26 protein-coding genes are annotated in these 26,652 nt (G+C 64.9%); 14 read left to right on the top strand and 12 right to left on the bottom strand.

Annotated features, from left to right (window positions below; genetic code table 11):
- Nucleotides 1-3: 3 nt before the first annotated feature.
- The 9 genes from ACQR0U_RS04395 to ACQR0U_RS04355 all read left to right on the top strand — a co-directional run bounded on the left by ACQR0U_RS04395 (nucleotide 4) and on the right by ACQR0U_RS04355 (nucleotide 9,008).
- The gene (locus ACQR0U_RS04395) at nucleotides 4-801 is read left to right on the top strand and encodes an ABC transporter ATP-binding protein (RefSeq protein ID WP_315713775.1); all 798 of its coding nucleotides are present in this window, start codon (nucleotides 4-6) and stop codon (nucleotides 799-801) included.
- Nucleotides 798-1,511, top strand: a complete 714-nt coding sequence (locus tag ACQR0U_RS04390) for an ABC transporter ATP-binding protein (protein ID WP_315713774.1) — start codon at nucleotides 798-800, stop codon at nucleotides 1,509-1,511. The genes ACQR0U_RS04395 and ACQR0U_RS04390 overlap by 4 nt, the downstream gene beginning before the upstream one ends.
- A 13-nt stretch (nucleotides 1,512-1,524) precedes the next feature.
- Complete coding sequence (locus tag ACQR0U_RS04385; protein WP_315713773.1) at nucleotides 1,525-2,403, top strand: branched-chain amino acid ABC transporter permease; 879 nt, start codon at nucleotides 1,525-1,527, stop codon at nucleotides 2,401-2,403.
- A 2-nt stretch (nucleotides 2,404-2,405) separates the two neighbouring features.
- Entirely contained in the window at nucleotides 2,406-3,422 is a 1,017-nt protein-coding gene (locus tag ACQR0U_RS04380; protein ID WP_315713772.1) for a branched-chain amino acid ABC transporter permease, read from the top strand.
- Between the two features lie 10 nt (nucleotides 3,423-3,432).
- Entirely contained in the window at nucleotides 3,433-4,656 is a 1,224-nt protein-coding gene (locus ACQR0U_RS04375) for an ABC transporter substrate-binding protein (protein ID WP_315713771.1), read from the top strand.
- A gap of 2 nt (nucleotides 4,657-4,658) precedes the next feature.
- Nucleotides 4,659-4,787, top strand: coding sequence for a hypothetical protein (locus ACQR0U_RS04370; protein WP_315713770.1), 129 nt, complete (start codon nucleotides 4,659-4,661; stop codon nucleotides 4,785-4,787).
- 215 nt (nucleotides 4,788-5,002) lie between these two features.
- Nucleotides 5,003-6,226, top strand: a complete 1,224-nt coding sequence (locus ACQR0U_RS04365) for an ABC transporter substrate-binding protein (RefSeq protein ID WP_315753512.1) — start codon at nucleotides 5,003-5,005, stop codon at nucleotides 6,224-6,226.
- A 249-nt stretch (nucleotides 6,227-6,475) separates the two neighbouring features.
- Nucleotides 6,476-7,699 (top strand): ABC transporter substrate-binding protein, encoded by a 1,224-nt coding sequence (locus ACQR0U_RS04360; RefSeq protein ID WP_316169546.1) that lies wholly within the window; start codon nucleotides 6,476-6,478, stop codon nucleotides 7,697-7,699.
- Nucleotides 7,700-7,727: 28 nt separating this feature from the next.
- On the top strand, nucleotides 7,728-9,008 hold the full coding sequence (locus ACQR0U_RS04355; RefSeq protein WP_316169547.1) for a glycerate kinase type-2 family protein: 1,281 nt from the start codon (nucleotides 7,728-7,730) through the stop codon (nucleotides 9,006-9,008).
- An 18-nt stretch (nucleotides 9,009-9,026) separates the two neighbouring features.
- On the opposite strand, the gene ACQR0U_RS04350 is transcribed toward ACQR0U_RS04355, so the two are convergent.
- Nucleotides 9,027-9,533: a MarR family winged helix-turn-helix transcriptional regulator gene (locus ACQR0U_RS04350; protein ID WP_315713766.1), complete on the bottom strand. Its 507-nt coding sequence runs from the start codon at nucleotides 9,531-9,533 to the stop codon at nucleotides 9,027-9,029.
- A 197-nt stretch (nucleotides 9,534-9,730) separates the two neighbouring features.
- Between ACQR0U_RS04350 and ACQR0U_RS04345 the strand changes: the two genes are divergently transcribed.
- The 3 genes from ACQR0U_RS04345 to ACQR0U_RS04335 are packed head-to-tail and all read left to right on the top strand — an operon-like array spanning nucleotide 9,731 to nucleotide 13,266.
- On the top strand, nucleotides 9,731-10,771 hold the full coding sequence (locus ACQR0U_RS04345; protein WP_315713765.1) for a branched-chain amino acid ABC transporter permease: 1,041 nt from the start codon (nucleotides 9,731-9,733) through the stop codon (nucleotides 10,769-10,771).
- A gap of 3 nt (nucleotides 10,772-10,774) precedes the next feature.
- Nucleotides 10,775-12,544, top strand: coding sequence for a branched-chain amino acid ABC transporter ATP-binding protein/permease (locus ACQR0U_RS04340; protein ID WP_315713764.1), 1,770 nt, complete (start codon nucleotides 10,775-10,777; stop codon nucleotides 12,542-12,544).
- Nucleotides 12,541-13,266 (top strand): ABC transporter ATP-binding protein, encoded by a 726-nt coding sequence (locus ACQR0U_RS04335; protein WP_315713763.1) that lies wholly within the window; start codon nucleotides 12,541-12,543, stop codon nucleotides 13,264-13,266. The genes ACQR0U_RS04340 and ACQR0U_RS04335 overlap by 4 nt, the downstream gene beginning before the upstream one ends.
- 29 nt (nucleotides 13,267-13,295) lie before the next feature.
- Here the strand turns inward: ACQR0U_RS04335 and ACQR0U_RS04330 are convergent, their stop codons facing one another.
- The 6 genes from ACQR0U_RS04330 to ACQR0U_RS04305 all read right to left on the bottom strand — a co-directional run bounded on the left by ACQR0U_RS04330 (nucleotide 13,296) and on the right by ACQR0U_RS04305 (nucleotide 19,733).
- The gene (locus tag ACQR0U_RS04330) at nucleotides 13,296-14,102 is read right to left on the bottom strand and encodes a shikimate dehydrogenase family protein (protein ID WP_434842655.1); all 807 of its coding nucleotides are present in this window, start codon (nucleotides 14,100-14,102) and stop codon (nucleotides 13,296-13,298) included.
- Nucleotides 14,103-14,197: 95 nt separating this feature from the next.
- A complete protein-coding gene (locus ACQR0U_RS04325; protein WP_315713761.1) occupies nucleotides 14,198-15,343 on the bottom strand; it encodes an ABC transporter substrate-binding protein in 1,146 nt (381 codons plus the stop codon).
- A 214-nt stretch (nucleotides 15,344-15,557) separates the two neighbouring features.
- Nucleotides 15,558-15,977, bottom strand: coding sequence for an acyl-CoA thioesterase (locus ACQR0U_RS04320; RefSeq protein ID WP_315713760.1), 420 nt, complete (start codon nucleotides 15,975-15,977; stop codon nucleotides 15,558-15,560).
- 258 nt (nucleotides 15,978-16,235) lie between these two features.
- Entirely contained in the window at nucleotides 16,236-17,000 is a 765-nt protein-coding gene (locus tag ACQR0U_RS04315) for an SDR family NAD(P)-dependent oxidoreductase (protein ID WP_315825944.1), read from the bottom strand.
- 26 nt (nucleotides 17,001-17,026) lie between these two features.
- Nucleotides 17,027-18,928: a feruloyl-CoA synthase gene (locus ACQR0U_RS04310; protein WP_434842654.1), complete on the bottom strand. Its 1,902-nt coding sequence runs from the start codon at nucleotides 18,926-18,928 to the stop codon at nucleotides 17,027-17,029.
- 1 nt (nucleotide 18,929) lies between these two features.
- Complete coding sequence (locus ACQR0U_RS04305) at nucleotides 18,930-19,733, bottom strand: crotonase/enoyl-CoA hydratase family protein (RefSeq protein WP_315714363.1); 804 nt, start codon at nucleotides 19,731-19,733, stop codon at nucleotides 18,930-18,932.
- A 774-nt stretch (nucleotides 19,734-20,507) separates the two neighbouring features.
- On the opposite strand from ACQR0U_RS04305, the gene ACQR0U_RS04300 reads away from it, so the two are divergent.
- Nucleotides 20,508-20,846: a hypothetical protein gene (locus ACQR0U_RS04300; protein ID WP_315713757.1), complete on the top strand. Its 339-nt coding sequence runs from the start codon at nucleotides 20,508-20,510 to the stop codon at nucleotides 20,844-20,846.
- A 212-nt stretch (nucleotides 20,847-21,058) separates the two neighbouring features.
- Here the strand turns inward: ACQR0U_RS04300 and ACQR0U_RS04295 are convergent, their stop codons facing one another.
- The 4 genes from ACQR0U_RS04295 to ACQR0U_RS04280 form a co-directional block, all read right to left on the bottom strand.
- The gene (locus ACQR0U_RS04295) at nucleotides 21,059-21,538 is read right to left on the bottom strand and encodes a DUF3237 domain-containing protein (RefSeq protein WP_434842653.1); all 480 of its coding nucleotides are present in this window, start codon (nucleotides 21,536-21,538) and stop codon (nucleotides 21,059-21,061) included.
- Nucleotides 21,538-22,854, bottom strand: a complete 1,317-nt coding sequence (locus ACQR0U_RS04290; RefSeq protein WP_434842652.1) for a TRAP transporter large permease — start codon at nucleotides 22,852-22,854, stop codon at nucleotides 21,538-21,540. Before ACQR0U_RS04290 ends, ACQR0U_RS04295 begins: the two co-directional genes overlap by 1 nt.
- Before the next feature lie 6 nt (nucleotides 22,855-22,860).
- Nucleotides 22,861-23,370 carry a TRAP transporter small permease gene (locus tag ACQR0U_RS04285; protein ID WP_315713754.1) on the bottom strand — a complete coding sequence of 170 codons (510 nt, stop codon included), beginning with the start codon at nucleotides 23,368-23,370 and terminating at the stop codon, nucleotides 22,861-22,863.
- Between the two features lie 231 nt (nucleotides 23,371-23,601).
- Nucleotides 23,602-24,618 (bottom strand): TRAP transporter substrate-binding protein, encoded by a 1,017-nt coding sequence (locus ACQR0U_RS04280; protein ID WP_315713753.1) that lies wholly within the window; start codon nucleotides 24,616-24,618, stop codon nucleotides 23,602-23,604.
- Nucleotides 24,619-25,029: 411 nt separating this feature from the next.
- Between ACQR0U_RS04280 and ACQR0U_RS04275 the strand changes: the two genes are divergently transcribed.
- On the top strand, nucleotides 25,030-25,443 hold the full coding sequence (locus ACQR0U_RS04275; protein ID WP_315713752.1) for a PaaI family thioesterase: 414 nt from the start codon (nucleotides 25,030-25,032) through the stop codon (nucleotides 25,441-25,443).
- 221 nt (nucleotides 25,444-25,664) lie between these two features.
- On the opposite strand, the gene ACQR0U_RS04270 is transcribed toward ACQR0U_RS04275, so the two are convergent.
- On the bottom strand, nucleotides 25,665-26,549 hold the full coding sequence (locus ACQR0U_RS04270; protein WP_316183770.1) for a LysR family transcriptional regulator: 885 nt from the start codon (nucleotides 26,547-26,549) through the stop codon (nucleotides 25,665-25,667).
- Nucleotides 26,550-26,652: the final 103 nt, after the last annotated feature.

Below are 26,652 nucleotides of genomic sequence, written 5' to 3'. Positions count from 1 at the left end.
GAGATGACGCAGGCACAACTCGCCCAGACCAACGATCCGCTGCTCGTCGTCCGCGACGTCAGCGTCGTGTTCGGCGGCATCGTGGCGCTGAACGGCGTCTCGTTCGAGATGCGCGAGGGTCAGATCCTCGGCCTCATCGGCCCGAACGGCGCCGGCAAGACCACCCTGTTCAACTGCCTCAGCCGGCTCTACCAGCCGAGTTCCGGCGACATCCTGATGGAAGGCCACAGCATCCTGAAGCGGCCGCCGCACCGCATTGCCGAGATCGGCATCGGCCGCACCTTCCAGAATGTCGCGCTGTTTCCCAATCTCTCCGTGCTCGACAACGTCCGCGTCGGCACCCATGCGCGCACCTCCAGCGACATCATCTCGGATTCGCTGCGTCTGGCCTGGGTCCGGCGCAGCGAGAATTCCGTCAACACCAAGGTTCACGAAATTCTCGCCTATCTCGACCTCGAGGAGGTCGCGCACAAGACCGTGTCCGGGCTGCCGTTCGGCACCCAGAAGCGCGTCGAGCTGGCGCGCGCGCTCGCCGCCGATCCCAAGATCCTGCTGCTCGACGAGCCCGCCGGCGGGCTCAATCATGAGGAAGTCCATGTGCTGGGCGATCTGATCCGGCGCATTCGCGACGACCGCAAGGTGACCGTGCTGCTGGTCGAGCATCACATGGGACTGGTGATGTCGATCGCCGACCACGTCGTGGCGCTGAATTTCGGCCGCAAGCTCGCCGAGGGCACGCCCGCCCAGGTGCAGGCCGATCCCGACGTCATCAAGGCCTATCTCGGGAGCAAGGATCAATGACGCCGCTGCTCAACGTCAAGGACCTGCGCGCCTATTACGGCCAGGTCCAGGCCCTGCACGGCCTCTCCTTCTCCCTCAACGAGGGTTCGCTGACGACCCTGCTCGGCGCCAATGGCGCCGGCAAGACCACCACCCTGCGCGCCATCTGCAACATGGTGCGCTCGACCGGTGCGATCGAGTTCGAGGGGAAGCCGCTCAACAACAAATCGACCGAGAGCATCGTGCGCTTCGGCATCGCGCACGTGCCGCAGGGCCGCGGCACCTTCACCAACATGACGGTGGAAGAAAACCTGCAGCTCGGCGCCATCACGCGCAGCGACAAGGCGGGCATCGTCGCCGACATCGAGCGGATGTACTCCTACTTCCCCAAGCTGAAGGAACGCCACACCCAGCAGGCCGGCACCTTATCCGGCGGCGAGCAGCAGATGCTGGCGGTGGCCCGCGCGCTGATGCTGCGACCCAGGCTGATGCTGCTCGACGAGCCGTCGTTCGGCTTGGCACCGCTGGTGGTCCGCGACCTTTTCGGCATCCTCGGCAAGATCAACCGCGAGGAAAAGGTCTCGATCCTCGTGGTCGAGCAGAATGCGCAGCTCGCGCTCGAGCTCGCCGATCGGGCCTATGTGATCGAGACGGGCCGCATCGTCATGTCGGGCGCGGCCTCGGACATCGCGAAAGACGAGAACGTCCGCAAATCCTATTTGGGCTACTAACGGAGGCGGGACAATGGAGCTCTTCACCAACCAGGTCCTGGCCGGCATTGCGACGGGCGCGATCTACGCCTGCATGGCGCTCGCCGTCGTGATGATCTACCAGGCCATCGACCATCTCAACTTTGCGCAAGGCGAGATGGCGATGTTCTCGACATTCATCTCCTGGCAGCTGATGCAATGGGGCCTGCCCTACTGGGTCGCCTTCGTGGTGACGCTGGCCTTCTCCTTCGCCGGCGGCATCGTGATCGAGCGGGTGCTGTTCAAGCCACTGACCAAGGCGCCGATCCTGACCCAGGTCGCCGGCTTCATCGCGCTGTTCTCGATCATCAACTCCTGCGCCGGGCTGATCTGGGACTTCACCATCAAGCAGTACCCGACGCCGTTCGGCTCCTCGCCGTTCCTGGGCAGCCAGCTGATCTCGACCCATCAGGCCGGCATGATCGGCATCACCCTGCTGCTCCTGATCGGGCTGTACTTCTTCTTCCAGTACACCCGTGTCGGACTTGCGATGCGCGCGGCCGCAGCCTTGCCGGAATCGGCGCGGCTGGTCGGCATCAACACCTCCTGGATGATTGCGCTCGGCTGGGGCATGGCGGCCGCGATCGGCTCGATCGCCGGCATGCTGATCGCGCCGGTGGTGTTCCTCGAGCCCAACATGATGGGCGGCGTGCTGATCTACGGTTTCGCCGCGGCCGTGCTTGGGGGCCTCACCAGCCCCTTCGGTGCGGTGCTCGGCGGCTTCCTGGTCGGCATCTTCGAGAATCTCGCCGGCACCTACATTCCCCACGTGGGCAATGAGATGAAGCTGCCGATCGCACTGGCCCTCATCATCTCCGTCCTAGTCATCAAACCGGCCGGCCTGTTCGGCCGCAACATCGTGAAGCGAGTCTGATCATGAGCGCAGTCGAGGACATCGCATCCCAGGCGCCCGCGGTCGATGCCGTTCCGAAGCGGGCCATGACCTTGAGTTCCGGCACCACCTTCGTCGTCGTGCTTCTGCTTCTCGTGGTTCCGCTGTTCGTCAAGAACTTCATCATCTTCCAGATGACGATGCTCCTGATCTACGGACTCGCCGTGCTGGCGTTGAACATCCTGACCGGCGGCTCCGGACAGTTCTCTCTCGGGCAGAGCGCGTTCTATGCGGTCGGCGCCTATACGTCGGCGATCCTGATGGAGCAGTACAATGTCAACTACGCGCTGACCCTGCCGGTCGCCGGCGTCATCTGCTTCGGCTTCGGCTTCCTGTTCGGCCAACCGGCGCTGCGGCTCTCGGGCGTGTATCTCGCGCTCGCCACCTTCGCGCTCGCCACCGCGATGCCGCAGATCCTCAAGCTCGGCTTCTTCGAGGAATGGACCGGCGGCGTGCAGGGCCTCGTCGTCACCAAGCCGGACGCGCCGTTCGGCCTGCCGATGTCGCAGGACATGTGGCTGTACTACTTCACGCTGGCGATCACGATCGCGATCTACGTGTTCTCGGTGAACCTATTACGCTCGCGTTCGGGGCGGGCTTTCATGGCGATTCGCGACAACGAGATCGCAGCGTCCGCCATGGGCATCGACGTCGCGACCTACAAGACGCTGGCGTTCGGCGTCAGCGCCGGCATCACCGGCGTCGCCGGCGGCCTCGGCGCCATCGCCGTGCAGTTCGTGGCACCCGACAGCTACACGATCGTTCTCGCGATCTCGCTGTTCCTCGGCATGGTCGTCGGCGGCGTCGGCTGGCTGCCCGGATCGTTCGTCGGCGCGGCCTTCATCATCTTCGTTCCCAACATCGCCGAAGGCATTTCGAAGGGCCTGTCCGGCGCGGTGTTCGGCGTGCTGCTGTTCCTCGTCATCTTCCTCGTGCCGCACGGCTCGCGGCAGGTGGCGATGGTGGCGCAGCAGCTGCTCGGCAAACTCAGAAAGAACTAAGGAGGAACTCTTGCAGGTCGTTCAACAACTACGAATCGCCGCGATCGCGACGGCGGTCATCGCCCTCACCTCGGGCGCAGCACTCGCCCAGAAGAAATACGACGCCGGCGCGTCGGATACCGAGATCAAGATCGGCAACATCATGCCCTATAGCGGGCCGGCGTCCGCCTACGGCGTGATCGGAAAGACCGAGGAGGCGTATTTCAAGAAGATCAACGCCGAGGGCGGCATCAACGGCCGAAAGATCAACTTCGTCAGCTATGACGACGCCTATTCGCCGCCCAAGGCGGTCGAGCAGGTGCGCAAGCTGGTCGAAAGCGACGAGGTCCTGTTCGTCTTCAACCCGCTCGGCACGCCCTCGAACTCGGCGATCCAGAAATATCTCAACGGCAAGAAGATCCCGCAACTGTTCGTCGCCACCGGCGCAACCAAGTGGAACGACCCGAAGAACTTCCCCTGGACCATGGGCTGGCAGCCGAGCTACCAGAGCGAGGGCCGCATCTATGCGAAGTACCTGCTCAAGGACAAGCCCGGCGCCAAGGTCGGCGTGCTGTTCCAGAACGACGATTTCGGCAAGGATTATCTGAAGGGCCTCAAGGATGGCCTCGGCGACAAGGCCGCGTCCATGATCGTCATGGAAGAGAGCTACGAGACCTCCGAACCCTCGATCGACGGCCACATCGTCAAGCTGAAGGCCTCCGGCGCCGACGTCTTCTTCAGCGTCACGACGCCCAAGTTCGCGGCGCAGGCGATCAAGAAACTTGCCGAGATCGATTGGCATCCGACGCATCTGGTCGTCAACGTCTCGGCCTCGGTCGGCAGCGTGATCAAGCCGGCCGGCTTCGAGAACTCGCAAGGGATTCTTTCGGCCGCCTATGCCAAGGACGCTGCGGATCCGCAGTGGAACGATGATCCCGGCATGAAGAAGTTCTTCGACTTCCTCGCGCAGTATTATCCCGACGCCAACAAGCTCGACAGCTCGACCGTCTATGGCTACGGCGCCGCACAGACGCTCGTGAAGGTGCTGCAGATGTGCGGCGACGACCTCACCCGCGCCAATGTGATGAAGCAGGCCGCCAGCCTGAAGGACTTCGCGCCCGACACCTTGCTGCCGGGCGTCAAGATCAACACCTCGGCTACCGACTTCGCGCCCATCGAGCAATTGCAGATGATGCGGTTCAAAGGCGAGAAGTGGGAGCTGTTCGGCGAGGCGATCAGCGGCGCCATCGAGTAATCGTGCAATCGAGCATCGCCGCCGAGAGCGGTGCCGATCTCAACCTCGCCCTCCGCGCCATCCGCGCGGAGGGCTTTTTCGTAGGTCGCACCGACGATGCCATGAACGGTGGACAGACACCGTTTAGCTGATCTCAGGCTGTTCTCGCAGAGCAAGCACCCGCCCAAATTGTGCGCACTTCTCGCAACTGCGCAGATGTTGCGCGGACGCGGACCGATAAAACACGGACCGTGCCGTGATGTCGCAACCACGCCGCGGCGGCTCTGCTATAGTCCCCCGACACACGAGAGCTTCCGTCAAGGAGGCCACGGCACGTCATCCAGAACCAACACGGGAGAAACGCACCATGATGATCACGCGAAGGGCCGCCCTCGCCTCGGCCGCCGCCATCGTCCTCGCCTCGAGCTCCGCAATCGCCGCCGACAAGAAGTACGACACCGGCGCCTCCGACACCGAGATCAAGATCGGCAACATCATGCCCTATAGCGGGCCGGCCTCTGCCTACGGCATCATCGGCAAGACGGAAGCGGCCTACTTCAAGAAGATCAACGCCGAGGGCGGCATCAACGGTCGCAAGATCAACTTCATCTCTTATGACGACGCCTATTCGCCGCCAAAGACGGTCGAACAGGCACGCAAGCTGGTCGAGAGCGATGAGGTGCTGTTCATCTTCAATTCGCTGGGCACGCCGCCGAACTCGGCAATCCACAAATACATGAACTCGAAGAAGGTCCCGCAGCTGTTCGTCGCCACCGGCGCCACCAAGTGGAACGACCCGAAGGATTTCCCCTGGACCATGGGCTGGCAGCCCAACTACCAGAGCGAATCCCGAATCTACGCAAAATATCTGCTGAAGGAAAAGCCGGACGCCAAGATCGCTGTGCTGTATCAGAACGATGATTACGGCAAGGACTATCTGAAAGGGCTGAAGGACGGGCTTGGCGCCAAGGCCGCCTCAATGATCGTGATGGAGGAGAGCTACGAGACCGCCGAACCCTCGATCGACAATCACATTGTCAAACTCAAGTCCACCGGCGCCGACGTATTCGTGAACATCACCACGCCGAAATTTGCGGCACAGGCAATCAAGAAGGTCAAGGAGATCGACTGGAAGACGCTGCATATCCTCAACAACGTCTCCGCCTCCGTCGGCAGCGTCCTGAAGCCGGCTGGCTATGAGAATTCGCAGGACATCATCTCGGCGGCCTATCTGAAGGACGTCTCCGATCCGCAATGGAAGGACGATACCGGGATGAAGCAATTCCTCGACTTCATGTCCAAGGATTTTCCCGATGGCGACAAGCTCGACGGCGGAACGGTCGTCGGCTACAGCGTCGCGCAGACGCTGGTCCAAGTGCTGAAGCAGTGCGGCGACAACCTCACCCGCGAGAACGTCATGAAGCAGGCCGCATCCCTGCGCAACTTCCGCACCGAGATGCTGCTGCCTGGCATCACGATCAACACCTCGGCGACCGACTTCGCACCCGTCAGCCAGCTGCAACTGATGCGCTTCAAGGGCGAGAAGTGGGAGCTGTTCGGCGACGTGATCTCCGCCGACGTCGGCGGCTAACGACGGAACGCAGTTGAAACCGCCTCCTGCGGCCTCCCGCCGCAGGCGGCGCTCTCTCCAAGCATCTTTGCTGTCTTTGCCAATAATTTCTTAAGCTAGGAGTTGAAAGAGAGGCGGTCATGCAGCGGCGGCGGTTACGCCGAGCGCGCGGCTGCGCTATGGGGACTCGTCCGGAGTGAAACGAGTCGCCCGCCTTGCGGGCGGATCCAACAACAAGGCCAAGCTCCAAGGCCGAGAAGGAGTCCCCACGTGACCACTGCCCTCACCCGCCGCACGCTCTCCAGCATGCTCGGTCTCGCCTTGGTTGGCGCCGCTGCCGGCAGCGCCCATGCCGACAAGAAATACGACACCGGAGCCAGCGACACCGAGATCAGGATCGGCAACATCGTGCCCTATAGCGGCCCGGCCTCGGCCTATGGCTCGGTCGGCAAGGCGATGTCGGCAGTGTTCAAGAAGGTCAACGACGAGGGCGGCATCAACGGTCGCAAGATCAATTTCATCTCCTACGACGACGCCTATTCGCCGCCAAAGACCGTCGAGCAGGCGCGCAAGCTGGTGGAGAGCGACGAGGTGCTCTTCCTGTTCGGTGTGCTCGGGACTGCGCCTAACACGGCGATCCAGAAATACATGAACGCCAAGAAGGTGCCGCAGCTGTTCGTCGCGACCGGCGCCACCAAATGGAACGAGCCCAAGACCAATCCGTGGACCATGGGATGGCTGCCGAGCTATCAGTCGGAAGCCCGCATCTATGCCAAATATCTCACCGCGCAGCAGCCGACCGGCAAGATCGCAGTGCTCTACCAGAACGACGACATGGGCAAGGACTATCTGAAGGGTCTCAAGGACGGCCTTGGCGACACCTCCCGCGTGGTGCTGGAGGAGAGCTATGAGATCGCCGAGCCCACGATCGAGTCGCACATCGTCAAGATGAAGTCGGCCAATCCGGACATCGTCGTGCTGTTCACCACACCGAAATCCGGCGCACAGGCGATCAAGAAGCTCGGCGAGATGAACTGGAAGCCGCTCACCATCATCTCGAATGTCAGCGCCTCGACCGCGGCGGTGATGCGGCCGGCCGGCGTCGAGAACTCGCAAGGGGTGATCTCGGCCGCCTATGCCAAGGATGCCTCCGATCCGCAATGGGCCAACGACCCCGGTCTTGGCGCGTTCAGGGAGCTGCTCGCCAAATATCTGCCGGAAATCAACCCCGTGGATTCGTCGGCGCTGACCGGTTACAACATCGCCACCACAATGGTCGAGGTGCTGAAGCGATGCGGCGACGAACTGACCCGCGCCAATGTCATGAAGCAGGCGGCAGGCCTGAAGCAGTTTGCGCAGGGCGGGCTGTTGCCCGGCATCACGCTGACCACCGGTCCGGACGACTTCCAGCCGATCGAGCAGCTGCAGCTGATGCAGTTCAAGGGCGAGCGCTGGCAGTTGTTCGGCGAGGTCATGAGCGGCGAGCTGAAATAGGCTCTGCACGGCAGACGGGCGGCGCCGCATGACCAGCCGCCGTCCGTTGTTGCGCTCAATCTTCGATGCCGCCGTCGCCGCGGCGCATCCCGACGTCGTGCTGCCGGCATTCCTGCCGGCGGCTCCCAAAGGACGAATCATCTGCCTCGCCGCCGGCAAGGGCGCGGCCGCGATGGCGCTCGCGGCCGAGCGCCATTACCTGGACACGCTCGGGTTCGATCCCGCGAAGCTGACCGGCATCGCAACCACCCGCCACGGCCATGGTGTGCCGACCCGGCGGGTGAAGGTGATCGAGGCCGGACATCCGATGCCGGACGAGGCCGGGCTGAAGGCCGCCGACGAGACGCTGCAATTGGCGGCAACCGCCGAGCCCGGCGACCTGATGCTGGTGCTGCTCTCCGGTGGTGGGTCCGCCAATTGGGTCGCGCCGGTGAACGGTGTCAGCTTCGCGCAGAAGCAGCAGCTGACCCGCGCGCTGCTCCGCTCGGGCGCACCGATCGGCGAAATGAATACGGTCCGCAAGCATCTGTCGCGAATCAAGGGCGGCCGGCTGGCGCGGGCCGGGCAGAAGGCCGAGATCGTGACGCTGGCGATCTCCGACGTGCCGCATGACGATCCCTCGGCGATCGCATCGGGTCCGACGGTGCCCGATCCGACCACGCTGGCCGATGCCCGCGGCATCGTCGCCAAATACAAGCTCGAGGTCGACCCGGCGATCGGTCGGGCGCTCGATGATGCCGCCAATGAGAGCTGCAAGCCCGGCGATGCCGCCTTCGTCCGCGCCTCGTTCGAGCTGATCGCGCGCCCCGCCAGCTCGCTGGAGGCGGCCGTGGCCAGCGTCAAGGCCGCGGGCTACGACGTGCTCGATCTCGGCGCCGATCTCGAGGGTGAGGCCCGCGAGGTCGCGGCCGATCACGCCAAACTGGCGCGCGAGGCCCGCGCGCTCGGCCGCCGCATGGCGATCATTTCCGGCGGCGAGCTCACCGTGACGGTGCGCGGCCAGGGCCGCGGCGGCCCGAACCAGGAATATGCCCTGGCGCTCGCCGACCTCCTCAAGGACATGGAGGGCGTCGCGGCGCTCGCCGGCGACACCGACGGCGCCGATGGCGGCGGCGGCAGCGCCTCCGATCCGGCCGGTGCGCTTGTCGATGCCGAGGTCATCGCCGCGATGCGGGCGCAGGGGCTGGATCCGCAGGCCTATCTCGCCAACAACGACGCCACCGCGTTCTTCGCCGCGACCGGCGGCCTGCTGCAGACCGGACCGACGCTCACCAACGTGAACGACGTCAGGGTCATCCTGGTCGATTGAAGGGCGCGACTGCGTCCTTCAGAACTCCTCCGCGATCTTGGTGAGCATCGCCAGCAGCGCGTCGCGGCCATCCGGGCCCAGCAGCTCGTTGAGCCGCGCCTCGTGCTTCGACACCACCAGCTTCTTGGCGCGGGCCAGCACGGCGCGGCCCTTCTCGGTCAGCATCAGGATGTGCGAGCGCCGGTCGTTGGCCGAACGCACCCGCGCACACAGGTCGCGGCTCTCGAGGCTGTCCAGCAAGGACACGAAGTTCGGCCGCAGGATGCCCAGGGTGTTGGCGATCTCGGTCTGGTTACGGCCCGGATTGGCGTCGAGCAGCAGCAACACCGAGAACTGGGCCGGCGTCAGTTGCAGCGGCGCGACGCAGCGCAGGAAGTCCTCGAACACCTTCAACTGCGCCCGTTTCAGCACATAGCCAAGCAGATCCGACAGCTCGCCGAGCTGGACCGCTTGCGTCTCGTCGGCCGCTACGGCAGCTTCCTTGCGGCTTTCCCTCTTGCTGACGGGCTTGGCGCTATCGGCCATCACGGTCCGCCAAATTCATCGCATTTGCTTCCATCCCTGGTCTCGAATGCCGCAGCCGGAACAGCGGCCTTGAGATTATAATCGATAATTGTTATCCACTATATCAAACACGGGCAGCCCAATTCAACTGCCCAAGACCGGCGGACGGCGCAGGGCGCCGGCCGCGCCCGGTCACCACAGAGGGGGAGCGTCCTGTCTTGAACACAACGATCTTGCTGTTCCTGTTGCAGGACGGCATTACCAATGGCGCGATCTACGCGCTGCTCGGGCTGGCGCTCGTGCTGGTGTTTGCCGTCACCCGGGTGATCCTGATCCCGCAGGGCGAATTCGTCACCTACGGCGCCCTCACCTATGCCTCGCTCGCTGCCGGCCAAATGCCGGGCACCGCGAAGCTCGCCGTCGTGATCGGGCTCGCGGCCTTCGCCTTCGACCTCTACGCCATGCGCAAGACGCTGCACGCGCCGAAGATCGCGCGCACCTTCGGCCTCAACGTCGCCCTCCCTGTCGTCATTCTGCTCGCCAGCATGTGGGCGGCGAACCAGCGCATGCCCGCCGGCGTCAGCCTGGTGCTGTCGCTGCTGATCGTGGCCAGCATCGGCCTGTCGCTCTACCGCATCGTGTTCCAGCCGCTCGCGCACACCTCGGTGCTGGTGCTGCTGATCGCCTCGGTCGGCGTTCACCTCGCACTGCAGGGCCTCGGCCTGCTGTTCTTCGGCGCCGAGGGTCAGCGTGGCCCGACCCTGCTCAATGCCACGGCGACGCTCGGCTCGCTGCGCTTCACCGGGCAGGGCATAGCGGTCTACGGCATCACCATCGCCTTCATCGTCGGCCTCTGGCTGTTCTTCGGCCTGACGCTCTACGGCAAGGCGCTGCGCGCCACCGCCGTCAACCGGCTCGGCGCCCGCCTCGTCGGCATCCGCACCACGCTGTCGGGCCAGATCGCGTTCCTGCTGGCCTCCACCATCGGCGCGCTCTCGGGTATCCTGATCGTCCCGATCACGACGCTCTATTACGACACCGGCTTCCTGATCGGCCTCAAAGGCTTCATCGCCGCGATCATCGGCGGCCTGATCAGCTATCCGCTGACTGCGGTCGCCGCGCTCGTCGTCGGCATCGTCGAGGCGTTCTCCTCGTTCTATGCCTCCAACTTCAAGGAGGTGATCGTCTTCACGCTGCTGATCCCGGTTCTGCTGCTGCGTTCGCTCGCCGCGCCCGCGGTCGAAGAAGAGAAGGATTGAGCCGTGCGCGAGCGTTGGCCTCTCATCGTCTTTGCCGTCATCGTCGCGGCGATCCCGTTCGTCCCGGGCATGCCGCCGTTCTGGATCGTGCTGCTCGACAATATCGGCCTGTCGGCGCTGGTCGCGATGGGGCTGGTGCTGCTGACCGGCGTCGGCGGTCTGACCTCGTTCGGCCAGGCCGCCTTTGTCGGCTTCGGCGCCTACACGACTGCGGTGCTGTCGGCCAATTACGGCGTATCGCCGTGGCTGACCCTGCCGCTGTCGCTGCTGGTGTCCGGCCTCGCCGCCGTTCTGCTCGGCCTCGTCACGGTCAGGCTGTCCGGCCACTATCTGCCGCTCGGCACGCTCGCCTGGGGCCTCGGCCTGTTCTATCTGTTCAGCAAGCTCGCCTTCCTCGGCCGCAACGACGGCATCTCCGGCATCCCGCCGCTGTCGATCGGCAGCCTCAAGATGCTCGATCCCGGCACGATCTATTTCGCGATCTGGGCCGCCGTTCTGATCTCCGCACTGTTGACGATGAACCTGCTGGACTCCCGCACCGGCCGCGCCATTCGCGCGCTGCGCCGCGGCCACATCGCCGCGGAAGCGTTCGGCGTCTATGCACCTCGCGCCAAGCTGCTGGTGTTCATCTATGCCGCCGTGCTCGCCGGCCTCTCGGGCTGGCTCTATGCGCACTTCACCCGCGCCGTGAACCCGACGCCGTTCGGCGCCCAGGCCGGCATCGAATATCTGTTCGTCGCCGTGGTCGGCGGCGCCGGCTATGTCTGGGGCGGCGTGCTCGGCGCGGCGATCGTCGTCGTGCTGAAAGAGGTGCTGCAAAGCTACCTCCCGCTGCTGCTGCATGGCGAGGGCCAGCTCGAGACCATCGTGTTCGGCATTCTCCTCGTCACGCTTCTCCAGCTCGCCCCGACCGGCCTGTGGCCGTGGCTGACGGCGCGGCTGCCTTTCAAGCCGGTTGCCAAGCAGCCGGACACGTCGGTCAAACTGCCCGCGCGGGAGCGATCTGCGACGACTCCAAACGTGCTGCTCCAGGTCGACAACGCGCGTAAGCAGTTCGGCGGCGTGGTCGCGGTCAACAACGTCTCGTTCGATGTCCAGTCCCGCGAGATCGTCGCGCTGATCGGCCCGAACGGCGCCGGCAAGAGCACGACCTTCAACCTGATCACCGGCGTGCTGCCGCCGACCTCCGGCAACATCTCGGTGCTCGGCAAGGCCGTCGGCAACGCCCCGCCGCAGGACGTCGTCAAGCTCGGCATTTCCCGTACCTTCCAGCACGTCAAGCTGGTGCCGGATATGACGGTGCTCGAGAACGTCGCGATCGGCGCGCATCTGCGCGGCCATTCCAACGCGCTCACGAGCATGTTCCGGCTCGATCGCGGCGACGAAGCCAAGCTGCTCGCGGAAGCCGCGCGGCAGATCGAGCGCGTCGGGCTCGGCGACCAGATGCACCAGCTTGCTGGCTCGTTGTCTCTTGGCCAGCAGCGCATCGTCGAGATCGCCCGCGCGCTGTGCGTGGATCCGATGCTGCTGCTGCTCGACGAGCCGGCCGCCGGCCTGCGCCACATGGAGAAGCAGCGCCTCGGCGCGCTGCTGCGCGACCTCCGCGCCGGCGGCATGTCGGTGCTGCTGGTCGAACACGACATGGGATTTGTCATGGACCTCGCCGACCGCATCGTGGTGCTCGATTTCGGCACCAAGATCGCCGAGGGCACACCTGCCGCGATCAAGACCAATCCGGAGGTCATCAAGGCGTATCTCGGAGCCACCGCATGAGCACGCTGCTGGAAGTCACCGACGCCCATGTCTCCTACGGCAAGGTCGAGGCGGTCCGCTCGGTCTCGCTCACCGTGGCCGAGAACGAGATCGTCACCATCATCGGCGCCAACGGCGCCGGCAAGACCACGCTGCTCAGTGCCATCATGGGCGTGTTTCCGCTGAAGGGTCGCGTCTCCTTCCTGGGCGAGGACATGGCCCGGCTGGAGATCGAGGACCGCGTCGCGCGCGGTCTCTGTCTGGTGCCGGAGCATCGCGAGCTGTTCGCCACCATGAACGTGGAGGATAATCTGCAGCTCGGCGCTTTCAGAATGTCGAAGGCCCACGCCGCACGCGGCTTCGAGCACGTCTACACGCTGTTTCCGAAGCTCAAGGAGCGGCGCAAGCAGCTCGCCGGCACGCTCTCCGGCGGCGAGCAGCAGATGCTGGCGATGGGGCGCGCGCTGATGGGCGCGCCAAAGATGCTGATGCTGGACGAGCCCAGCCTTGGCCTGGCGCCGATCATCGTCGCCGGCATCTTCGAAATCGTCGCCAAGCTGCGCCAGGAAGGCGTCTCGGTGCTGCTGGTCGAGCAGAACGCCAAGGCCGCGCTCAAGGTCGCCGACCGCGCCTATGTCATGGAGCTCGGCGAGTTCGTGCTTAACGGCAAGGCCAGCGAGATCGCCACCGACGAGCGCGTGGCGGCGAGCTATCTCGGCTTTGCCGAGGCGGCCGCGAGCTGAGCCCGATGTCGATGGGGTGAGGCGCTGCTTCAGGAGGGCGCCTCCTTCGACAGCAGGAAATCGACCATCACGCGCTCCAGCGCCCGGTACATGTCGGTGCCGGTCGCCGTCAGGCAGCCGCGCTGGCGCGCAGCGGCGATGAAGGGCGAGACCTCGGGCCGGGTGATGACACAGCCGCAATAGGCCGACGGGCTGACGGTCGTCATGTCGACCGGCAGAGGATCGCCGGGCTGCATGCCTGCCGGCGTGGCGTTGGCAACCATGTCGAAGCCTGTTGCGTTCATCGAGCCGACAACGGCGCGGCCTTTGCCCCGCTCGTTGAGGCGCGCGATCAGCACATCGCGGCGTCCGGCATCGCTGTCGTGAATGGCAAGCTCGCGCACGCCGGAATCGATCAGCGCCAAAGCGATTGCCGAGCCCGCACCGCCCGCGCCAATCTGTAGCGCGCGGCAGCCTGCAGCATCGAAGCTCGCCCCCTTCGCAGCGCCGATGAAGCCAAGGCCGTCGACCATGTCGCCATGCCAACGGCCGTCAGGACCACGCCGCATCAGATTCACGGCGCCGATGAAATGCGCGCGCTCCGTGGCCGTCGCACAGGCGCGGTAGCAGGCGAATTTGTGCGGGATGGTCGCGACGATGCCGTCGAGATTCTTCACCCGTGTCATCGTCGCCAGGAAGTCAGTCAGGTCGCGCGGCGCGACTTGGACCGCAACCAGGATCGCATCGCTGCCGCGCTCCGAGAACGCCTGGCTGACGCCGGCCGGCGCGCGCACCTGCGCGACGGGATCGCCGATGATGATGTGGAGCCGCGTGGCTCCGGTGGGGGCGGGAATCATGGTAGGCTCCCAAAACGACAAAGATCATCGTCCAAATGGCCGAAAGGCCGGCTCACCGAGCCGGCCTTCCTCACTCGAAGATATCGTCCGTCCAGTTACTTCGCCGGGACGTATTTGCCATCCTTCACCGTCAGGATGATGCGGGCGCGGTCGTCGAGGCCGGAGCGGTCCTTTTCGGTGAAGTTGTAGACGCCCTGCGAGGCCGCCAGATCCTTCTCGGTCAGCAGCGCCTGGCGGATGGCCTCGCGGAACTCCGGCGTGCCGGGCTTGGCAGTCTTCAGCGCCACCGGGATGATGCGCTTGAGGATCTCGAACGCGTCGAACGAATGGCCGGCGAACTGGCTGCGGCTGTTCGGGCCATACTTGCCCTCATACGCCTTGTTCAGCTCCATGCCCGGCTTCTTGGTCAGCGCGCTGTCGTCCTGCGTCTCCGGCGACATCACCGGACCGGACGCCATGATCACCCCCTCCGCCGCCTTGCCGGCGATACGGATGAAGTCCATGCTCGCGGCGCCATGGGTCTGATAGATCAGGCCGGTGTAGCCACGCTCGCGCAGCTCGGTCTGCGGCAACGCCGCGGCGGTGCCGGAGGCGCCGACCAGGATGGCGTCCGGATTGGCGGCGACCAGCTTCAGCACCTGGCCGGTGACCGAGGTGTCGGGACGCGCAAAGCGTTCCTCGTCGGCGATGGTGATGCCCATCGGCACAGCCTGATTCTTCAGATCGTTGAACCAGAGGTCGCCGTAGGAGTCGGAGTAGCCGATATAGCCGACGGTCTTGATGTTGTGCGCCTTCATGTGCTCGTACAGCACCTTGCCCATGATCGGCACCGGCTGCGGCATCACAACCGACCATTTCATCCGCTCCGGCGTGACCGGGAACGGCGCCAGGCCGAAATGCGGAATGCCGGCCTCGTTGGCGACGTTGGACACCGCGATGGTCGGCGGCGTCAGCGCCGAGCCCATGATGATATCGGCCTTCGATTCCGTCACGAAGCGACGGGCGTTGGTCGTGGCCGTGGTCGGATCGCCGCCGTCGTCGAGCACGATCACCTTGAGCGGCACGCCGCCGATCTCCTTCGGCACGAACTCGAGCGCATTGCGCTCGGGGATGCCGAGCGCCGCGCCCGGCCCCGTCGTCGTCGTGGTGATGCCGATGGTGATCTCGCTGGTCTGCGCCAGCGCCGGCGCTGATGCCAGCATCGCGATGACGCCAGCCGCCGCCAGATAGGCCTTCCTCATAAAATCCTCCCTCAATCTTTTCGGTTCAGCTCGTGATCCGCCGATCCTGTATGCAGTCCCGCCCCTGTCTGGGGCATCTTCCAACACGACCGGCCGATATGTGTCCAAACGTGATCATAGCATTGAACACGAGAAGATCACTCCTCACCAGTCGACCAAAGCACGACAGCTGAACATCCTTAAGACGGCCGCATGTCGCACCCATTTCCGCGCCTCATTCCCCGAGAAACTTGGCTCGCATCTCCTCCGGGAAAGGTGCCGATTTCAGCTTCTCCGGGTCGGCCGGATCGCGCCCGACCAGCACCCGGGTCTCGAACCCTTCGATGGCCAGCGCCTCACCCTTGAACACCTTGTGGGTGACGTCGAAGGACGAGCGCTTGATGCTCTCGATCCGGCTCTCGATCGTGATCCAGTCGCCATAGGTCGAGGGGATGTAGAACTTGGCGCGGGTGTCGACCATGGGGATGCCGACCAGGCCGTAGCGACGGACGATGTCCTGCTTGGAGAACCCGGCCGCCTCGAACATGACCGAGGTCGCATCGTCGAACATCGCGAAATAGCGCGGGTAGTAGACGATGTTGGCGGGATCGCAGTCGCCCCACTGGATCTGCACGTCGCGGCGGTGAACGAACATGTCTTGAAAGCCTCACACCATCGCCGATAGCGATCTGTAGAGTGGGCAACGGCGCGCAGCGCCGTGCCCACCATTTTCAGCGGCGGTGGGCACGCTACGCTTTGCCCACCCTCCGTTTCTCTACGTCGTCATTCCGGGGCGCGCGGAGCGCGAGCCCGGAATCCATCTCTCAGCAGTGCTAGACGCCGAATGCATTCCGGGCCCGACGCTGGCGCGTCGTCCCGGAATGACAACCACGTGGACGTCGGCGCGCGGCACTTACTTCGGCGCCATGCGCAGCGAGCCGTCGAGGCGGACGACTTCGCCGTTGAGGTAGGCGTTCTCGACCATGTGCAGCGCCAGCGCGGCGAACTCATCGGCGTGACCGAGGCGGCGAGGGAACGGGATCGCGGCGGCGAGCGAGTCCTGGGCCTCCTGCGGCAGGTTGGCGAGCAGCGGCGTCAGGAACAGGCCGGGCGCAATGGTCAGCACGCGGATGCCGAACTGCGCGAGCTCGCGCGCGATCGGCAGGGTCATGCCGACGATGCCGCCCTTGGAGGCGGAATAGGCCGACTGTCCGATCTGGCCGTCATAGGCGGCGACCGACGCGGTGTTGATGACGACGCCGCGCTCACCGGTCGCCTGCGGCTCCAGCTTGGTCATGCCGTTGGTGACCAGACGCAGCATGTTGAACGAGCCGATCAGGTTGACCTTGATGACCTTCTCGAAATCGGCCAGCGGCATCGGGCCGTCACGTCCGACGACGCGCTTGGCGACGCCGATGCCGGCGCAGTTCACCAGCACGCGCGGCTGCTGGCCGAGCGCCTCGACGGCCTTGGCAACGGCCGCTTCCGCGCCGGCGGCGTCCGAGACGTCGCAGACCACCGGCACGCCCTTGATCTCGGCCGCGACCTCCTCCGCCAGCTTGGCGTTGAGATCGAACACCGCGACCTTGGCGCCCTGCGCAGCGAGCTTGCGGGCGGTGGCGGCCCCGAGGCCGGAAGCGCCGCCGGTGACGATGGCGGCCTGGTCCTTCAACAACATTGTCGTTTCTCCCTTGGATGCGTCGATCAGCCGGCGATGATGATGTCGTCGTCCGGCGTCGCGGCGTAGATGCGTTCGATCAGATCCTTGCGGTTCTCCAGCACGGCGCGCTGGTTGATCGATCCCTTGTCGGTGACCTCGCCCTTGTCGATCGACAGCGGCACGCCGAGCAGGACGGCGCGCGTGATGCGCGTCGACGAGCCGGTCGCGGTCTGCAGGAATTTTGCGAAGCGCTGACGGAAGGCCTCGATGATCAGCGGATCGGCCGCCGTGGCGGCGAGGTCGTCGAACGGCAAGGTCGCGTTGATCAGGCGGCAACCATCGAGATCGAGCACGACGATTGCTGCGATCTCGTCGCGGTTGATGCCGGCGATGATCACGTCGCGCGCCAGCGGCGCGCACGCAGCCACGAAGCGGGCCCGCAACGGGCCGACGGAAACCCAGGTGCCGCTCGCCAGCTTGAAGTCCTCGGCAACACGGCCGTCAAAATCGAAGCCGGCATTGAAGTCGTCGGGATCGACGGGCTTCAGCGCGTCGCCCATCTTGTAGTAGCCTTCGTCATCAAAGGCCGCGGCCGAGACCTCCGGCAGGCGCCAATAGCCCGGCGTCACGTTCGGCCCCTTGGCGCGCACTTCCATCTTGCCGTTGTTGGGAACGAGCTTGGCCTCGTTGCCGGAGACGGGCAGGCCGACATGGCCGGAGCGGCTGGTGCGCGGATTGACCGACATGAAGAACGGTGCGGTCTCGGTGGAGCCGAGGCCCGTCAGCATCGGCACGCGAGTGCCCGTCTCGGCCACCGAGAGCTCGTCGAGCTCGTTCCAGACATGCGGCGCCAGTGCGGCGCCGGAGAAGAACATCGCGTGCAGCCGCTGGAAGAAGGACTTCCGCAGCGCCGGGTCCTCGCGGAAATAGGGCAGCAGCGACTCGTAGCCCTTGGGGACGTTGAAATAGACCGTCGGCGAGATCTCGCGCAGGTTTCGCACGGTCTCCTCGATGCCGCCGGGCACCGGCTTGCCCTGGTCGAGATACATCGAGCCGCCGTTGAACAGGGTCAGGCCGATGTTGTGGTTGCCGCCGAATGTGTGATTCCAGGGCAGCCAGTCGATGATCACGGGCGGCTCGTCCTTGAGGAAGGCGAGCGTCTCGCGGATCATCACCTGGTTGGCACAGATCATCCGCTGGGTGTTGATCACGGCCTTCGGATTGCCGGTCGAGCCCGAGGTCAGCAGGAATTTCGCGATCGTGTCCGGGCCGATCTTGTCATGGGCGGCGTCGAGGCCAGGAAACAGCGGCGATGCGATCAGATCGGCGAGCATCGTGATCTTGCGGCCCGGCACCGAGCCGAACGACGCCACGATCTCGGTGCCTTCGGGTACGTTGGCGATGAGCGCATCGGCGAACTTGTCGGCGTCGTCGACGAAGACGAGGCCCGGCGTCAGCAGCTTCATCAGGTAGGCGAGCTTGCCGTAGTCGCGCGACACCAGCGAATAGGCCGGCGACACCGGACAGAACGGCACGCCGGCATAGAGCGCGCCGAACGCGACCAGCGCATGGTCGATCGAATTGCCCGACAGGATCATGACCGGCCGGTCCGGCGACAGCCCGCGCGCGAGCAGCCCCGACGCGATGTGCCGGCTCGCCGCCAGCAGCGTGGCATAGGTCAGCTCGCGCCAGCCCTCCGGGCCAACGCGCTCGGCCATGAACACGCGCTCAGGCGTGGCTTTGGCGAAGTGATGCAGCCGGTCGGTGATCCGCGGCGGATAGTCGCCGAGCGGCTGCTTCGGACGGAGATAGATGGTGCCGTCGTCTCGGCGGTCGACCGTGACGGCCGGGTCATTGAACGAGATCGCGCGCAACGGATGAACACTGGCGCTGCGCGCCGTGTCGTCCGTTCCTCCCTGTGTGCTTGTTATTGTTTGTGCGGTCATGTCACGTCGGCTTCACTTTGGCGGTCTTGTGATCGAGGAAGGCGCGGATGCGATTCTTGGCCTCCTTGTCGCTCTGCGCGACGGTGGCCATCAGCGATTCCATCAGCAGGCCGGTCTGCGGATTGGCCTCGGCGATCATCGGCAGCGCCTGCAGCACCGCGAAATTCGTCAGCGGCGCGTTGTTCGCGATCTTCGCCGCCAGCTCCATCGCCTTGGTCATCGAGGCGCCGGCCTCGACGAGATATTGCGCGAAGCCGTAGGACGAGCCTTCGGTCGCCGAATAGACCCGGCCGGTCAGCATCATGTCCATCATGCGGGCGACGCCGATCAGGCGCGGCAGCCGCACCGAGCCGCCGCCGCCGACGAAGATGCCGCGCTGGCCCTCGGGCAGCGCGAAGTAAGCCGACGGCTCGGCAACACGGATATGCGCGGCGCAGGCGAGCTCGAGACCGCCGCCGATGACGGCCCCCTTCAATGCGGCGATCACCGGCACGCGGCAATACTGGATGCGGTCGAACACGCGATGCCACATCTGCGAGTGCACCAGGCCTTCGGTGGCGTCACGTTCGCGCAGCTCGGAGAGATCGAGGCCGGAGGAGAAATTGTCGCCGATCCCGTGGATCACGATGCAGCGGACGTCGTCAGGCAGGCTGGTGAAGCACTCGCCGATGGCGAGGATGATGCCGTCATTCAGCGCGTTGCGCTTGGCCGGGCGGTTGAGCCCGATCGTCAGGACGGCGCCCTGCTGTTCGATCTGCAGCAGAGACGAATCCCCCGCAGGCGTGGCGGTGTCGGCGTTTCCCATGGGCTCTATTGTGTCCTGTTCAGAATAGTTATGTTTTATAACGATCTTCGCGGGAGTCAACAAGCGGCGCCCGACATCATGTTGTGCAATGCAAAAGAACAAGCCGCCGAGGGGCTCGGTCGCGCAGCATCGTAAGGCCCGCCTGCGCGCAAAGGCAAATGACATGATCCGGCATTCCCGCGGCGGAATCACGCCCGGGGCTTGCTGATATTCTTCACCCTCCGGTGCGGAGGGCGCAGGGAAGGCCAGGCGCCGGCTGACGCCTGCGGCCCGCCTGCGAGAAAAATGCAGGCGGCAGGTACCACAGGTGCAGCCGAGAACGCCCGGCCTTCCCTGCGCGATGGTCTTCACGCTTATACGCAGTCTCCCTGGTGCACCGGCTTGTTGGCCACCATGATCCGCGCGGCGCGTTGGCGCCATCGCGAACGTAACACCGGCAACGGGGTGTCAGGACGCTGCGACTTCACGTCCGCGTCACATCGTTCGTCCGCGCGCCCGAAGACACGCTGCGACATGATCGCGGCCACCGCTCCCCGCCCCGCGTGTCGTGACGATCGCGCGCTACGCCCCTCGGCTTGGGACGGGATGGCGAGAGAAGATCACGTTTTCCGATAACACGCAAGATATTTATTTTTATCAGAATATGCTGGGAGGATGCCGGTTAGGCCGGAGCCCCGGGGCGACTTCCGAGATGAACGGCCAACAACATTGCATTCAGGGTGGCTTCAAAGCCCGCGATGTAGAACGTCCCTACACTTCCCAATGGAGGGGACCATGGTTTCGCTGAAGACATCTCTCGCAGGCGGCATCGCCGCGCTCGCCGTCACCGCCACCCTGCTCGCCGGCGCGGCGCCGGCTCAGGCTCACGACGGGCGCAACGCGGCGCTGTTCGGCGGCCTGGTGGCCGGAGCTCTCATCGGGGGCGCGCTGGCGGCAGCGTCGGAAGCGCAGGCGTATGAGCCTGCGCCGGTCTACCGGTCCCACTATCGCGACGCGGCGTATGGCGGCTACGGCTACGGCTACGAGCGCTACCGCTATGTGCCGGCTCGCCACTATCGCAATTGCGACCACGACGGCTACGGCCGGGCTTCGGGCTGGGACGACGAGGATTAGTCGCAGGTCTACCGAATACGAAGTCGTCGCGACGAACAGCCGCTTTCGACCAGTTACTCCGTCATGCCCGGGCTTGTCCCGGGCATCCACGTCGTTCGGAGCATGCAGAACCACGTGGATGGCCGGGACAAGCCCGGCCATGACGATGTGGAGACAGGCAAGCCCTAAATTCCCGACCGCTTTATGCGATCGCCCTTCAAGGAGAGCGCAGCCTACAGCACCACATGCACGTCGATGATGACGCGATCCACGTGGCGGGCCGCCGAGCCGACGAAGACGTGCTCCATCAGCCAGCGATATTTCTCGTGGCCGGTCTCGAAGCGCGGGTGGGTGCGGAAGTAGATCAGCTTGGGGTCGACCGGCTCGCCGCGCTTGAGCTTCTGCAGCAGGTCGACCGGCCCGAAGCGGATGCCGCGGTTCTCGACATAGATGGTGGCGCCGTCGTCGGTCTCGAAGCCGTATTTGGCTTCGAGGTCGATCAGCTCGTTCGGACGGATCACCTGGAAGTCGGCGCCGAAATTGCAGATCCGGCCGCTGACGCCCTCGCCGTTCAGGCCCGGGCCCTTCACCTCGCCGCCATGGATCGGGATGATGCGGCGGACGCCGATGCCGGTCTCGCCAGCCGAGGTGACGGCGCCGATCATCACGGTGAGGGTGAAGACGTAGCGGGTCTCGAGAACGGGGGACGTCATCAGCGGGCCATCTGTTGCGGAAGCCATGTGGCGAGCAGCGGGAACGCGATCAGGATCACCAGACGAATCAGGTCGGTCGCGACGAAGGGCAGCACGCCCTTGAAGATGGTCGAGAACGACACGTCCTTCACGACGCTCTTGATCACGAACACGTTCATGCCGACCGGCGGATGGATCAGGCCGAGCTCGACGGTCATCACGATGATGACGCCGAACCAGATCGGATCGAAGCCGAGATGGGAGATCACCGGGAAGATGATCGGCACGGTCAGGATGATCATCGCCATCGCGTCCATCAGGCAGCCTAGGACGAGGTACATCACCATGATCAGCGCCAGCACCCCGTAGGGCCCGAGGCCGAGACCGGTGAGGAACTCCGTCACCTTCTGCGGCGTCTGCGTCACCGTCAGGAAGTAGCCGAAGATCAAGGCGCCGATCAGCACCGTGAACACGGCTGCGGCGGTACGCGTGGCCTGCAGCAGCGAGGCCAGGATCTTGTCCTTGTCGAGCCGGCCGGTGAACACGCCGATCAGGAACGCGCCGGTGGCGCCGACGCCGCCGGCTTCCGTCGGCGTGAAGCGCGGCAGGAACGGAAGACCGTAGAGGCCGCCGATCACGAACAGGAACAGCAGCACCGGCGCCCAGATGCCCTTCAGGCCCGCGATGCGCTCGCGCCACGGCGGCGCCTCGCCCCTGGGCAGGAAATCCGGCCTGACACGGCCGATCACCGTGATGGTGATCATGTACATGGTCATCGCCAAGAGGCCGGGGATGATGCCGGCGATGAACAGCTTGCCGATGTCCTGCTCGGTGATGATGCCGTAGACGGCGAGCACGGTCGACGGCGGCAGCATCGCGCCCAAGGTGCCGCCGGCGGCGATGACGCCGGTGGCGAAGGACTGCGGATAGCCGAAGCGGCGCATCTCCGGATAGGCCACGGCCGAGAAGGTCGCGGCGGTCGCCACCGACGAGCCGCAGATCGCGGCGAAGCCGCCGCAGGCCGCCACCGTGGCGATGCCGAGCCCGCCGCGCAGATGGCCGACGAAGCCGTTGGCGGCGCGGAACAGCTCGCGGCTCATGCCCGAGTTGGACACGAACGTTCCCATGAGCAGGAACATCGGGATCACGCCGAACGTGTAGTCCGTGACCGTGCGCATCGAGGTCTGGCCAACCAGCTTCAGCGCCGCCGTACCGTTGACGAGATAGGCGAAGCCGGACACGCCGACGAGTCCCATCGCCATGCCCACCGGCACGCGCAGCAGCATCAGCGCAAACAGCGCAACGAAGCCGATGACGGCAACCGCATCCGTGCTCATGCGGCACTACTCCGTGGGCTTGACTTGAGGGTCATGAATCTCCTCGGGGTGGAAGATCAGGCGATAGGTCCGGATGGCGATCAGGAGCACCGCCGAAACGTCGCCGATCCAGGCGACGGCGAAGAACGGCCAGGTCGGCATGTGCAGATCGAAGGTGAGGACGTTGTCCTCATAGGTGCCGCGCACCTTGTCGAACAGGGTCCAGGTCTGCACCGTGACGACGAACAGCAGTACCAGCGTTGCGAAGATGTCGATCCAGCGCTGATAGCGCGGGCCAACATTGCCCCAGATGAGATCCACGGTGATGTGGGTGCCGCGGTATGACGTCGCAGCGATGCCCCAGAAGATCAGGATGCCGAGCAGCATGCGCCCGATGTCGAAGGAATCGGGGATCGAATAGTTCAGCGTGTTGCGGAGCAGCACCGACAGGAAGATGTCGAGCGCGACGATGCCGACGAAGAACGCGGCGATCCACTCGATCCCGTCGATGATCCGGTCCATGAAGGCGCGCTGCATGGCGTCCCCGTGTCAGAAAGCTTGGTGGTTATGCTGGATGCGAAGCGAGCTGCTGCGTAGCAGTCGGTGGGCCCCCTCGCCCCGCTTGCGGAGAGAGGGTTGGGGCGAAGAAGTACAAGTCTAACGGACGACACCACCCGTGCGTCTGCCCTCACCCCGGCCCTCTCCCCGTAAGAAACGGGGAGAGGGAGCGCACCGTCCGCCGCGCAAGAGCTTGGGTATGAAAAGAAGCTACTGTGCCAGCGCCTTGTACTTGGCGAGCGAGGCCTTCAGCTCGGTCATGGCGGCCTCGGCATCGACGCCGGTCTTCTTGACGCCATCGGCCCAGGTCTTGAACAGCGGCTCGGAGGCCTTTTTCCACAACGCGGTCTGCTCCGGCGTCAGCTTGTAGACCTCCTGGCCGGACTCGGCCTTGATCTTGTCGACGCCGGCATCCTCGAACTTGCCCCAGGGCTCGCCGACCTTGCCGGCGGCCTCCGTGTTGCAATTGTCGTCGATCGCCTTCTTCTGCATCGCCGACATCTGGTTGTACTTGTCCTTGTTCATGACGAACACGAAGGTCGTCACGTAGAACGGCGCATCCATGTGGTACTTCGTGACCTTGTCGACTCCGAACAGCACCAGCGAGCCCGCCGGAAAGGTGACGCCGTCGGCGACGCCGCGCTCGATGATGTCGCGCACTTCCGGCGCCGACGACTGCACGTTGGTGCCGCCGAGCAGGGTGACGAAATTGGCGATCGTCGCATCGGCAGGACGGATCTTCATGCCCTTGACGTCCTCGGGCACGACGACCTTCTTGGTGCGGGTGTGGAAAGCCGACGGCGTGTGGACGAAGGCGAGGCAATACTTGACGTCCTTCATCTCCTTCTCGGCATATTTGCGATACCACGCGTCCAAACCTTCCGAGCCGCCCTTGGCGTCGGAAATCAGGAACGGCAGCTCGCCGGCGCCGATGATCGGGAAACGGCCAGGCTGATAGCCGGGATTCACATAAGTGACATCGGCGATGCCGTCGCGCGCCATGTCATAATGGTCGAACGCCTTGCCGAGCTGCTGGGCCGGGAACACCTTGCCCTTGATGGTGCCGCCCGAGGCCTTTTCGACCGACGCGGCCCAATCCTCCAGCGCCTTCTGCAGCGGATGGCTCGCCGGCACCCAGTGCGAGATCTTCAATTCGAATGTCTTGTCCTGCGCGAGCGCGGGGGTCACACCGGCGGCCAGAGCCAACGCCAGAAGCGTCTTCCTCATCGGGATCGTCTCCTCCATCAGTGGGCCTTCGAGGGCCCTTTGCTTCATTGTTATAGCATATAAGCATCATTGCAAGCGCGGCGGCAGGTTGGCCACCAGTGCACGCGCCAAGCGGAGCCTAGCGCGCCCGCCAGCGCAAGTCTGGCAGACGAAAGTTGCAGGCCCATGGCCATTTCATTAACACGTTAAGGATCTCGCCTGCACCCGAAATTGCACGGCGGGAGCATCGCACCACGAAATTGCCGCAGGGCCGCACCGGACGCCCGGCGACATCGCGCGCGACCCATCCCGTGCATCCGACGCGCAACGTGTCAAACGCCCGCGCAAAAGACGTTTGAAACTTTGTAGGCGGTGCAAAATCCGCGCTGATGTCGTTGACTGCGGACATCGTCAGCAACGATCGAGACACGCATGAGCAGCGTCCCCGCCGGATTCGAACCGCATTTCCGCAAGAGCCCGTTCACCGATCCCTGGGAGCCGCTCTACGCCAAGAAAACCGACAAGGCCGTCATCCTCGGCCTGCGGCTCGCCACGCCGCACACCAATTCGCGCGGGCTGATCCATGGCGGGCTGATCGCATCGCTGGCCGACAATGCGATGGGCTATAGCTGCGCCCAGGCGCTTGGCTGGAAGGCGTCGCTGGTGACGATCAACCTCGCGGTGGACTACATCGGCAGCGCCGGGACCGGACAGTGGCTCAGCGTCGAGAGCGACGTCATCAAGAGCGGACGCACCGTCTGCTTCGTCCAGAGCCTGGTGCTGGCCGACGACGCCGTGATCGCGCGCGCGAACGCGACCTTCCGGGTGGTGCCGAAGAAGGGGTGATCGAAACCGCCGATCTTTCGCATCAAGACCAGTGTCGCACCAAGGTCGGCGCAATCGCATCCACTCGTCATTCCGGGGCAATCGGCAACGCGCATCTGCGCGTTGTCGATTGTCCCGGAATCTCGAGATGATGTAGAACAGAGGCAAGACAACATCGGGATTCCGGGTTCAAGGCCTTCGGCCTTGCCCCGGAATGACGGGGTGTGGCGTTGTAGTCGCTTTCAGTCGAAACGCCAGTCGCAGGTTGCGGTGATCAGGTCGATGAAGGCACGCACTTTGGCGGAGAGCAGGCGGGAGCTCGGAAACACGATGTGGATCGGGAGCGGCGGAGGCTCGTATTTCGCCAGCACCCGCTTGAGACGGCCGCCGCGCAGCATGTCCGCCGCCTGATAGGCCATCACCCGCGTCACGCCGCCGCCCGCCTCGGCATACTGGATCGCGGCGTCGGCATTGTTGGTGACGAGCCGCGGGCTGACCGCCATCCGCAGTTCCCTGCCGTCCTTGACGAAGCGCCATTCGTCGGACGGGCCGAACTGGATGGTCTGGTGCTTCGTCAGCGCCTCGGGCGTCCGCGGCTCACCATGAACCTTGAAGTAGGCGGGAGCTCCGACCACGATCCGGCGCATGCTGCCGACCTGGCGGGCCACGAGCGACGAATCGCCGAGATGGCCGATACGAACGGCACAATCGACGCCGTCCTCCACCAGATTGATCTGGCGGTCCTCGAGGCGCAGCTCGGCCGCGACCTCGGCATAGCGGCTCAGATACGCGGCCATGACCGGACCGACATGGAGCCGGCCGAAGCCGACGGGCGCCGAGACCACCAGCCGCCCCACCGGCTGCAGGCGCTCGCTCTCCGCGGCGCGCTCCGCCTCCGCCAGATCGGCCAGGATGCGGCTGGCGCGGTCGAGATAGCGTCGTCCGGAATCGGTCAGCGTCACCGAGCGCGTCGTCCGCTGCAGCAGGCGGACGCCAAGATGCGATTCGAGCGCGGCGACCAAACGGGTGACCGCCGATGGCGACAGCTTGAGCCGGCGCGCCGCCGGTGCGAAGCCGTTCAGCTCGGCGACGGTGACGAAAGCCTGCATGGCATCGATGCGGTCCATGGGATTATTGCAGCATCTGCAACGATCCAATGTCAACTGGCCAGATTATTTCCGAAGGGGATTGGGACCATATTGGCTCCACGGCGGCAGTCACTGCCGCAGC

Source organism: Bradyrhizobium sp. HKCCYLRH3097 (assembly GCF_051167875.1).
Taxonomy (GTDB): domain Bacteria; phylum Pseudomonadota; class Alphaproteobacteria; order Rhizobiales; family Xanthobacteraceae; genus Bradyrhizobium.
Note: the sequence above shows the minus strand (reverse complement) of the source record. Positions and strands in the feature narration are given on the sequence as shown.

Coding starts and splice junctions, on each gene's coding strand:
- ACQR0U_RS04335 (WP_315713763.1), top strand. CDS start 12,541: ATGAGCACGCTGCTGGAAGTCACCGACGCCCATGTCTCCTACGGCAAG.
- ACQR0U_RS04350 (WP_315713766.1), bottom strand. CDS start 9,533: ATGGCCGATAGCGCCAAGCCCGTCAGCAAGAGGGAAAGCCGCAAGGAA.
- ACQR0U_RS04385 (WP_315713773.1), top strand. CDS start 1,525: ATGGAGCTCTTCACCAACCAGGTCCTGGCCGGCATTGCGACGGGCGCG.
- ACQR0U_RS04355 (WP_316169547.1), top strand. CDS start 7,728: ATGACCAGCCGCCGTCCGTTGTTGCGCTCAATCTTCGATGCCGCCGTC.
- ACQR0U_RS04380 (WP_315713772.1), top strand. CDS start 2,406: ATGAGCGCAGTCGAGGACATCGCATCCCAGGCGCCCGCGGTCGATGCC.
- ACQR0U_RS04310 (WP_434842654.1), bottom strand. CDS start 18,928: ATGACCGCACAAACAATAACAAGCACACAGGGAGGAACGGACGACACG.
- ACQR0U_RS04285 (WP_315713754.1), bottom strand. CDS start 23,370: ATGCAGCGCGCCTTCATGGACCGGATCATCGACGGGATCGAGTGGATC.
- ACQR0U_RS04390 (WP_315713774.1), top strand. CDS start 798: ATGACGCCGCTGCTCAACGTCAAGGACCTGCGCGCCTATTACGGCCAG.
- ACQR0U_RS04315 (WP_315825944.1), bottom strand. CDS start 17,000: ATGTTGTTGAAGGACCAGGCCGCCATCGTCACCGGCGGCGCTTCCGGC.
- ACQR0U_RS04275 (WP_315713752.1), top strand. CDS start 25,030: ATGAGCAGCGTCCCCGCCGGATTCGAACCGCATTTCCGCAAGAGCCCG.
- ACQR0U_RS04305 (WP_315714363.1), bottom strand. CDS start 19,733: ATGGGAAACGCCGACACCGCCACGCCTGCGGGGGATTCGTCTCTGCTG.
- ACQR0U_RS04270 (WP_316183770.1), bottom strand. CDS start 26,549: ATGGACCGCATCGATGCCATGCAGGCTTTCGTCACCGTCGCCGAGCTG.
- ACQR0U_RS04300 (WP_315713757.1), top strand. CDS start 20,508: ATGGTTTCGCTGAAGACATCTCTCGCAGGCGGCATCGCCGCGCTCGCC.
- ACQR0U_RS04325 (WP_315713761.1), bottom strand. CDS start 15,343: ATGAGGAAGGCCTATCTGGCGGCGGCTGGCGTCATCGCGATGCTGGCA.
- ACQR0U_RS04295 (WP_434842653.1), bottom strand. CDS start 21,538: ATGACGTCCCCCGTTCTCGAGACCCGCTACGTCTTCACCCTCACCGTG.
- ACQR0U_RS04280 (WP_315713753.1), bottom strand. CDS start 24,618: ATGAGGAAGACGCTTCTGGCGTTGGCTCTGGCCGCCGGTGTGACCCCC.
- ACQR0U_RS04365 (WP_315753512.1), top strand. CDS start 5,003: ATGATGATCACGCGAAGGGCCGCCCTCGCCTCGGCCGCCGCCATCGTC.
- ACQR0U_RS04320 (WP_315713760.1), bottom strand. CDS start 15,977: ATGTTCGTTCACCGCCGCGACGTGCAGATCCAGTGGGGCGACTGCGAT.
- ACQR0U_RS04330 (WP_434842655.1), bottom strand. CDS start 14,102: ATGATTCCCGCCCCCACCGGAGCCACGCGGCTCCACATCATCATCGGC.
- ACQR0U_RS04395 (WP_315713775.1), top strand. CDS start 4: ATGACGCAGGCACAACTCGCCCAGACCAACGATCCGCTGCTCGTCGTC.
- ACQR0U_RS04290 (WP_434842652.1), bottom strand. CDS start 22,854: ATGAGCACGGATGCGGTTGCCGTCATCGGCTTCGTTGCGCTGTTTGCG.